Annotated in this window: 4 protein-coding genes; 1 reads left to right on the plus strand and 3 read right to left on the minus strand. The window is 58.7% G+C overall.

Annotation, left to right across the window (positions count from 1 at the left end; genetic code table 11):
* Positions 1–166: 166 nt before the first annotated feature.
* On the minus strand, positions 167–1,189 hold the full coding sequence (dusB, locus tag QVP03_RS00480) for a tRNA dihydrouridine synthase DusB (RefSeq protein WP_022331741.1): 1,023 nt from the start codon (positions 1,187–1,189) through the stop codon (positions 167–169).
* Positions 1,186–2,463: a hemolysin family protein gene (locus QVP03_RS00485; protein WP_022331742.1), complete on the minus strand. Its 1,278-nt coding sequence runs from the start codon at positions 2,461–2,463 to the stop codon at positions 1,186–1,188. The genes dusB and QVP03_RS00485 overlap by 4 nt, the downstream gene beginning before the upstream one ends.
* 175 nt (positions 2,464–2,638) lie before the next feature.
* Between QVP03_RS00485 and argS the strand changes: the two genes are divergently transcribed.
* Complete coding sequence (argS, locus tag QVP03_RS00490; RefSeq protein WP_022331743.1) at positions 2,639–4,420, plus strand: arginine--tRNA ligase; 1,782 nt, start codon at positions 2,639–2,641, stop codon at positions 4,418–4,420.
* A gap of 130 nt (positions 4,421–4,550) precedes the next feature.
* Here the strand turns inward: argS and QVP03_RS00495 are convergent, their stop codons facing one another.
* Positions 4,551–7,406 (minus strand): fimbrillin family protein, encoded by a 2,856-nt coding sequence (locus QVP03_RS00495; protein WP_022331744.1) that lies wholly within the window; start codon positions 7,404–7,406, stop codon positions 4,551–4,553.
* Between the last annotated feature and the right edge of the window lie 546 nt (positions 7,407–7,952).

Consider the following 7,952-nt stretch of genomic DNA (forward strand, 5'->3'; position numbering starts at 1 on the left):
TTTGATTATCTTTTGCTTTACACTTTTTTATACCTCTGTTTTTTATCCCCGGAACTACACAGGGGATCAGGCGTATTTTTTGCTGTTTTGCACAGAGCGGGCAAAACCCCGTTCCATCTCCGTCTCGGTCACCGACCGGAATCGGCCTTCGTGTGAACCCGATCGATTACAGGTCGTGCGACAGCGGTGCGGGCACTGTGCCGCTCACGTCGAAATCGCCCCAGCGCTCGGCGATCGAGTCGAGCGTGGCGAACAGTTCGGGGATGTCGAGCAGCGTGACCAGCTTCAGGCGCGTAGGCTTGAAATCGGGCAGCCCCTTGAAATAGTTGGACAGGTGGCGGCGCATTTCGAGGATGCCCACGTATTCACCTTTGATTTCCAACGATTTTCGCAGGTGCTCCTTGGCGATCTCCACCCGCTCGCAGATCGATGGCTGGGGCAGCACTTCGCCCGTGGCAAGGTAGTGTTTCACCTCGCGGAATATCCACGGGCGCCCGTAGGTCGCGCGGCCGATCATCACGCCGTCCACGCCGTAGCGGTCGAACATTTCGGCCGCTTTCGGCCCCGAATCCACATCGCCGTTGCCGATGATCGGGATTTGTATCTGCGGATTGTTCTTCACCTTGCCGATCAGCGTCCAGTCGGCTTCGCCGCGGTACATCTGGGCCCGTGTGCGGCCGTGTATCGTGAGCGCCGCGATGCCGACGTCCTGCAGGCGCAGGGCTATCTCCTCGATGTTTTTCGACTCGTCGTCCCAGCCCAGGCGGGTTTTCACGGTCACGGGTTTTCCGACCGCCTCCACGATCCGCCGCGTCATTTCGACCATCAGCGGCACGTCGCGCATCATGCCCGACCCGGCACCCCGCCCCGCGATCTTCTTCACGGGGCAGCCGAAGTTGATGTCGATGATGTCCGGGCCGGCCGCTTCGGCCATGCGCGCCGCCTCGACCATCGGTTCGACCAGATGGCCGTAGAGCTGGATGCCTACCGGACGCTCCGCGTCGTCGATTTCGAGTTTTTTGAGCGACTTGGCCGCGTCGCGTATCAGCCCGTCGGAGGAGATGAATTCCGTGTAGACCACGTCGGCGCCGAAACGCTTGCACATGTAGCGGAACGACGGGTCGGTCACGTCCTCCATCGGCGCCAGCAGCAGGGGTTTTTCCCCGAGTTCTATGTCGGCAATTTTCATGATTCGCTCACTTGGTCGTGTGTTACGAGTATTTTGTCGATGCGGACGCCGTCCATGTCGACGATCTCGAGGTCGAAACTGTTCCAGCGGAGCTTCTCCCCCGTGGCGGGAATGTGTTTCAGCTGGTCGAGAACCAGTCCGCTGATCGTATTGTAGGCATTGCGGGGAACGGCGTTCTCCGCGCCGAAGAAGGCCAGGAAATCGTAAAACGGACACTGCCCGTCGATGAGCACGCTGCCGTCCTCGCGCCGTACGATGTCGGGTTCCTCGTAGCTGTCGGGGATCTCGCCGACCAGCGCCTCGAAGATGTCCTTCAGGGTGACGATGCCGCGCGTTACGCCGAATTCGTCGCACACGATGCCGTAGCCGAGCTGTTCGCTGCGCAATTGCTCCAGCGCGCTGTATACCTCGGCCCCCTCGTGGAAGAACTTGGCGGGCGAAAGGTGGTTGCGGATGTCGAATCCGGGGTCGTCGATATGTCGGAACAGGTCTTTCAGGTAGACGACGCCTGCGAGCTTGTCGAGGCTCCCTTCGCCGACGGGATAGCGGTTGTGGGGCTCCCGGTTGACCTGTTCGCGGATCTGTTCCGGCGTCATCGCGGTGTCGATCCATACCAGTTCGCTGCGGAAGGTCATGATCGACTCGACCGTCCTGTCGCCCAGCGAAAATACGCGGCCCATGATCTTCTGCTCGACCTCCTGCACTTCGCCGTCCTCCGCGCCTTCCTGGATGATGGAGCGTATTTCCTCCTCGGTGACCTTCGAATCCGATTTGCGGAGCCCCAGCAGGCGGGTCACGCCTGCGGTGCTGCGCGACAGGAGCCATACGAACGGCGAGGCCAGCTGCGAGAGCAGGCGCATGGGCCGGGCCACCAGTTTGGCGATCTTCTCCGCCGAGTTCATGCCGATGCGTTTGGGCACGAGCTCCCCGAATATGAGGGTCAGGTAGGTTACGACGATGACGATCGTGATCTGCGCCACGACCGTGGCCGTACGCAGGGAAATGCCGAGTGCGGCGAGCTCCCGGCCGAATTTCGAGGCCAGCGCATCGCCCGAGTAGATACCCGTGAGGATGCCTATCAGCGTGATGCCGATCTGGATGGTCGAAAGGAATTTGTCCGGGTCTTCGATAAGCTTCTGCGCCTGCCGCGCCCCGGCGTTGCCCTGCCGCGCCTGCATCTCCAGATTGGAGCGGCGCGCGGAGATCATGGCGATCTCCGACATGGCGAAGAAGCCGTTCAGGATGATTAATAATAGAATGATGAGGAACTCCATTGGGGTGTCCGGTTTGTTTGTCTGCAAAGATAATGCATGGCGTGTGTAATGCCAAATTTATTTGTGCGCCCACCGGTGCCGGGGCAGGGTATTGCACCCTGTCCGAATAATATGGGGCCGGGGATTGAATATTCCCTGAAAAAATACTAAATTTGCGGACAAATTCTTTCACGATATGAATATTGAGAACTTTATTTCGGATGCCGTCCGCCGCTCGGTGGAGGCGCTTTACGGTACGCTCGACGGCGAACAGTTGCAGATTCAGAAGACCCGCAAGGAATTCGAGGGCGATTATACGCTCGTGACCTTCCCGCTGCTGCGACGAAGCCGCAAGTCGCCCGAAGCCACTGCGACCGAGATCGGCGGTTATATGACGGCCAACGTCCCCGAAATCAAGTCTTTCAATGTCATCAAGGGTTTTCTGAACCTCGTGCTCGACGGCGCTTTCTGGGCGGCGCGTTTTGACGAGGTCGCTGCCGATGCCGATTTCGGGCAGGCCCCGGCCACCGGGCGCACGGTCATGATCGAATATTCGTCGCCCAATACCAACAAACCCCTGCACCTGGGGCATATCCGCAACAACCTGCTGGGCTACTCCGTGGCGCAGATACTCAAGGCCAACGGACATAGCGTCATCAAGGCCAACCTGGTGAACGACCGCGGCATCCATATCTGCAAGTCGATGCTGGCGTGGAAACTCTACGGCAACGGTGAAACGCCCGCCACGTCGGGCATGAAGGGCGACCACCTCGTAGGCAAATACTACGTCGAATTCGACAAGCACTACAAAGCGCAAATCAAGGAGTTGATGGCGCAGGGGCAGAGTGAAGAGGAGGCGAAAAAGAACGCTCCCGTGATGCTCGAGGCGCAGGAGATGCTGCGCAAGTGGGAGGCCCGCGATCCTGAGGTCTACTCGCTTTGGGAAACCATGAACGGCTGGGTGTATGAGGGCTTCGACGTGACCTACAAGGCGCTGGGCGTCGATTTCGACAAGGTTTACTACGAATCGCAGACCTACCTGCTGGGCAAGAGCCTCGTCGAGGAGGGGCTCCGCAAGGGTGTTTTCTACCGCCGTCCCGACAATTCGGTCTGGATCGACCTCACGGCCGACGGGCTGGACGAGAAACTGCTGCTGCGCGGCGACGGGACTTCGGTCTACATGACGCAGGATCTGGGTACGGCCTACCGCCGCTTCGAGGATAACAAGCTCGACGACATGATCTATGTCGTGGGTAACGAACAGAACTACCACTTCCAGGTGCTCAAGCTGGTGCTCAAGAAACTGGGGTATGCCGACTGGAGCGACCATATCACGCACCTCTCCTACGGCATGGTGGAATTGCCCGAGGGTAAGATGAAGTCGCGCGAGGGCACGGTGGTCGACGCCGACGACCTGATCGCCGGCATGGTCGCTACCGCACGCGAGATGTCGGCCGAGCTGGGCAAGCTGGACGGCTGCTCCGAAGAAGAAGCCAATGCCGTGTCGACGATGGTCGGGCTGGGGGCGCTCAAGTATTTCATCCTCAAGGTCGACCCCAGGAAGACCATGCTTTTCGACCCGCGCGAATCCATCGACTTCAACGGCAATACGGGGCCGTTCATCCAATATACCCATGCGCGTATCTGCTCGATCCTGCGCAAGGCTACCGAAGCCGGGATCGACTTTTCCGCCGCCGTGCAGGCCGATTACCTGCCCGAGGAGATCGACCTGGTGAAGACGCTCACGGAATATCCGTCGGTCGTGGCCGCCGCGGGCGAAAATTTCGCCCCCTCGGTTATCGGCGCCTATGTCTACGAGCTGGCCAAGCAGTTCAACGGATACTACCATGACCATTCGATCCTCCGGGAAGAGGATGCAGCGACCCGCACGATGCGTCTCCGGCTGGCCGGGCAGGTGGCGCGTGTCATCCGCCGCGGCATGAACCTGCTCGGCATCGACGTCCCGGAGCGGATGTAACCCCTTGCCGGGCTGCGAAAGCTGAGATATGATTTTGAAAAGGGCAGCTCCCCGCGGGAGCTGCCCTTTCAGCATCGTCTGCCGTCCGGGTTTCCCGGCCGCCGCAGGCGTTTCGTGATGACCATGCCCGTCATTGGGCCACGATCCGGTATTTGTAGGTGTTGGTTTTTCCGGGGACGGTCGTGGACTGCTCGACAATCGGTTCAGCCAGTTGTTCGAATTTGTAACCTGCTGCCGGGGTGATCGTCGTGCCGCCGTTGATCTTGTCGAGCCCCATGTCGCCGAAATAGCCGCCTTTCAGCTCGACCGTGCTCGGGTCGGAAGCCGCTGCCGCACCGTCGTCGCCCAGGCGTACGCAGTAGTCGTGCCCTTCGCTGTAAAATTTACCGCCGTTCACGACCGCATGTCCGTCGGCCAGTACGGCCAGCCCGTGGAAATTGTTGCCCGTGCCTGACAGATTGTAGGTCGAGAAAATACCGTCGTTGATCGTCACCTTGCCGCCCGAGTCGACCGTCACGGCTCCTTGTATGCCCGATACCTCGGCGTAGTTGATGACGGTTTCCGTCCCTTCGCCCAACGTGCGGATGCAATATGCCCACTGGCCGTTTCCGTTGTGTGCCGTCGAGGAGAACTTCCCGTTATTGACAATCAGCGAGCCGCCGCCCTGGTTGGCAACGGCGTAAAAAGCCGCGTTGACGGTGCAGTCCTCGAGTACGACCTTGCCGCCGTTGTTCAGGATGCCCGACCCCTGCTGGTTATTGGTCGTTTCGAGCGTCGCGCCCCCGTCGATGGTCAGGTTGGCCCCTGCGTAATTCCGGATCAGGCCGTAATCGCCCGTAATGGAGCCTGGGCCCGAAACCGTGAGATCCGAGTAGTTGTCCAGCTTGTTGGACGAGACCGTTATCTTCGTCCCTTGGCCGAGCGTAAGCACGGTAGGGTAGTTGACCTGCACTGCTTGCGCGGCCGTCAGGTCGAGGTCGGCGGTCACAGCGATCTCGCCGCCGCGCGATGCCAGCGTTGCGGCCAGTTCTTCCGGTGTTGCGACCTCCACCTTGCGGCTCAGCGCCTCGCCGTTCAGGGTCAGCGTACTGATGCACAATTCGCCGACATAGGGCTGTATGTCCCACGTCGACTCATACATCGACCCGAGCCCGTCGAGGTCTTCGCGCGAATTCGTCCCGCTGACCAGCTCCCCGGAGCAGGTGATGTCGATCGTTCCCTGGTTCACGTCGCCCGCGAAATACGAAGAGGCATAAACATACCCTCCGGTAGCCGGATAGCTCGTCTCCCCGTACAGTATCTGGTTCTTATGCCGGATGGTGACGTTCTTCACCGAGCACTCCTCGATACGGGCGTTTTGCTGCATCGTCCCCGCGAAACCGCCCAGTGCGTAGCCGCCCGTCAGCGTCACGCCGTCGGCCGTGATGTTCTTGTAGAGTGAAACCTCCGCCGATCCCAGTTCCATCAGGCCTATCACGCCGCCAATGCGGTAGGAGGTGGAGGCACTTTCTTTGCTTCCGTTTGCCGTCAGACTGATGTTCGTGAGTGCCACGTCCGAAACCGTCGTTCCGGGAAGGGCATACCCGATCAGTCCGCCGATCCATTTCCGCTGGCCTGCCTTCTCCGACGGCAGGTCGCTCTCGTAGGTGAGGTTGGCGACCTTCAGGTTTTTGATCACGGCGCCCGATTTCGTAGCCCCGAAAATTCCCACGCAGGTGTGGTACGACGGATTGACCGTGACGTTGCTGATCGTATGGCCTCCGCCGTCGAATTCGCCTGCGAACTCCTGTGCCTTGGCGCCTTCGATGTAATTGGTGCCGAATCCGATCGGGGTGTAAATTTTGCCCGTCATGTCGATGTCCTTCGTCATTTTATATTTCTTCGAAGCGTCGGTGGCATTCTCCGAAACCCACAGCATGTCCTCGTAGGAGTCGATCTCGTAATACCCCTCTGCATCCTGGGACGGGGCGTCCACCGGGAGCTTGTTGCTGTCCGACATCGTACATCTGAACGTCCTGCGGATGTCGCGCTGCAACGATACCGTGGTATTGTCGTTGAAGGTTTTGCGCTCCACGAACTTGTAGCCGTCGGTCGTCCATGCCGTAATCACGCAGTAGCTGACCACCAGCGGATGTACTACGGCGTAAATATAGGTGTCTCCTCCGGCCGCGATGGTCGCCGGGGCGGCGAGCGTCACCGATACCTTGTTGTCCGTTCTGCCCGCTACGGCCGTGGTCTTGTAGTCCGTATTCCCGAATTGGGGGTTCGCCGTCAGGTCTGCCGTATAGAGCCCCGTCAGGGGCTGGTTCCGGGCTGCCTCGAAATCGACCCGGCCGATCGTTACGTCGTTGTCCGTATCGTTCACCAGCCGGATGCGGAGCAGCGCGAATATCCCCGAGAAACTCAGTTTTACCGTGGGAGTATTGTCCGTATCGTTGACCACCGTGGTGGGCACGGCCGCCAGTGCATAGTATTTTGCCAGGTTCGAAAAGTCGTCGCCGGCAACCTGCTGCTGTTCGGCCGGGACTTCGAGGTTGCGCGTACCCGCCCAGTTGCTCGACACGGCCGCGCGCGAATCGGCCGTGCCGTCCGTCGTCCCCGATACCTGGGCTTCGTTTTCTTCGTACGGGTAGTAGGCGTAAACATTCAGCCCTTCCTGGATGGCAAATGTCGAGGAAGACACCTGCTTGAAATCCACCCAGCCTTTTGTCTGCGAGTTCACGGCTTCGAAACAGAGGTTCTGATCTGTCCAGTCGTTGGCCGGATAGTTCAGGTACAGGCCGATCCGGTCGGCATCCTCGGCGCTGAACGAGAACCTCAGCCCGTCCTCCGTCATATCGGCCCTGGTCTGCCCGTCGTCCCCGACGGTGGCGCGTACGATGAAGTCCGCATCGGTTTTCTTCGTCCCCGCCTCTTCCGTCGTGTCCGTCGTACAGCCGCACAGGGCTGCTCCGAGCAATAAATACGATAACTGTTTAATTTTCATCGTTTTATTTTTTTTAGTCATACACATAAGTTTCCCGAACGGACACATCAGTATTCATTCGTGTCGTCATCCGGTTTTTCCACCTGGCTCGCGGCGAAACCTTGTTCGACGAGCACGAGCACCTCCTCCACGGAGGGCATCTCATAGTTTTTTCTTTTCATTTTGTAGGATTGTATTATAAATTAAAGGGAAGTGACAGGTAAACGCAAGAAAGGGATGCTCTTTTGAGAACATCCCTAAATATGGGTGTAATACGTTGGTTGTTAGTTTACTATGAGCCCAGTCCCGTGGGGGGGGGGTAAAATGACCGGCCTTACGGAGCGAATGTTCCGCAGAAGTATGTCTCTGATATGTCCGGCAATCTCCCATTATTTAACAAAAGTAGCAATTTTGGCGTAGAGGGATATGATTCAGGCCTTAAATGTGTGCTTAAAAGACGTAAATGTTTGCGTAGAGGCAATTCCCCCCCCCGTGCGAATGCGATCCATACCTTTATATATAAAAAGGGGAGGATATATGATGTGCACCCCAAAGTTTGGACTGATT

The sequence above is a fragment of the Alistipes sp. CAG:29 genome, from assembly GCF_000435435.1.
GTDB lineage: Bacteria > Bacteroidota > Bacteroidia > Bacteroidales > Rikenellaceae > Alistipes > Alistipes onderdonkii.

Excerpts from the sequence above, each read along its gene's own strand:
- dusB (WP_022331741.1), bottom strand. The coding sequence starts at position 1,189 with ATGAAAATTGCCGACATAGAACTCGGGGAAAAACCCCTGCTGCTGGCG.
- QVP03_RS00485 (WP_022331742.1), bottom strand. The coding sequence starts at position 2,463 with ATGGAGTTCCTCATCATTCTATTATTAATCATCCTGAACGGCTTCTTC.
- argS (WP_022331743.1), top strand. The coding sequence starts at position 2,639 with ATGAATATTGAGAACTTTATTTCGGATGCCGTCCGCCGCTCGGTGGAG.
- QVP03_RS00495 (WP_022331744.1), bottom strand. The coding sequence starts at position 7,406 with ATGAAAATTAAACAGTTATCGTATTTATTGCTCGGAGCAGCCCTGTGC.